This window comes from Bartonella sp. AA97HXZ (assembly GCF_042196985.1).
Taxonomy (GTDB): domain Bacteria; phylum Pseudomonadota; class Alphaproteobacteria; order Rhizobiales; family Rhizobiaceae; genus Bartonella.
In genome coordinates, this window is record NZ_JBHIRC010000075.1 from 1 (window position 1) to 1,309 (window position 1,309).

Genomic DNA, 1,309 nt, shown 5'->3' on the forward strand with positions numbered 1-1,309 from the left:
GATAAAAAACCAGATAATTCATCACGAACCAACAATAAACCACGGGGGTTTTCTTTTAAAAGTTCCCCAAGCTTTTCGACGGTCACATCGTTGACAATAAGACGTCGTTTATTAAGCGTGTCATCTTCCTCACTTTCTTTATGTTCAAGAGATTGAGAAAGAAGAGCAAGGGCTTGTTCCTCGTCTTGATCTTTGAGTGCTTTGTAGGCTTGTTTTTTCTTTTCTCTTTTGTCTAATTCAATAAGAATATCTTTTGTTTCTTGCTGTTTTTTCTTCTTTAACCATTCTTGATGCCATTCCTCTTGAAAAACATCAAGAGGTGCTAAAGCAGCTTCCATGGTATCTGTTTTCATAGTTGAAGGTTCCCCCACAATGGCACCCCAGAGATTAGGAACAATTTTCCAATTGGCATGTTGTTTTGGAGAAACCCGCACGCCATTTCCAATGACAGCAGACAATCCACATAAAGCAGAAACAGCAACAAAATCGATAGAAGATTGTTGAATATCAGCAACGTCATAAACATAGTTTATTAATGGTGTTGGAAGCAGGAATATTTTAAAAGGCTCGACGGGTAAGAGAGCCGTAGCAATCGGTTGTAATTGCCCCCAACCATTTTGTTGCAAGGCTTGTTCATAAGAAATGGCTTTTAAACAAGTATTTTCGTTTAAAGAGACATTATCGTTATCATTGATGGGAGTATTTTCATTATTGTTTTGTAAATTACTATCTTTCATAGTTTCCCTCTTTTAAGAAAGTAATACGTTATTAAAATCGGTTCCTTTTGGAGCTTGCATCATAAAGACCTCAAAGCCTTGGCTATAAGCACGTGCAGCTAGGGTAAAACCTGCTTTACGACCCGCATCATCGCCGTCCATTGCAATGGTGAGACGTCCTTTTGTATGGGGTAAATTCACACGCATCATGCCACTGGTTGAAAGAGACGCCCATAAATCAACGGGCTCTGATAACAACCCAGACAAAAGAGCCAGACCGGTTTCAATGCCCTCACAAATGACCAGATGTTTGGGATTGCCTTGACTTAAATGCACAGCACCACCTGTTACAGATCCCAACATGGCTTTTGCTGGTTTCTGATCTGTTTTGCAGCCATTGTCTTTTAAAAAGGTTCTATGAATGGCAAAGGAACCAGCACCCTTAACAAGAGCCACTAACGCGGGCAGTGTACCCCCAGAGGGGTGTGGACATTTGTCGTAAAAGCGTAAATCAGTAGGCAAATCACATGTAATACCCCGCATACGTAAATAGGTTTCTGCTAAAGTATTTTTGATTGGTTGGCTTTGTTGCC

Annotated in this window: 2 protein-coding genes; both read right to left on the bottom strand. The window is 40.4% G+C overall.

Translation table 11 applies throughout. The annotated features are described in order from the left end of the window. A partial coding sequence (locus tag ACFINE_RS09745; RefSeq protein ID WP_375621891.1) for a DUF3987 domain-containing protein occupies positions 1-737 on the bottom strand: 737 nt, incomplete at its 3' end. A 12-nt stretch (positions 738-749) separates the two neighbouring features. Further along, positions 750-1,309: toprim domain-containing protein (locus ACFINE_RS09750; RefSeq protein WP_375621892.1), on the bottom strand; the 560-nt coding region annotated here is incomplete at its 5' end.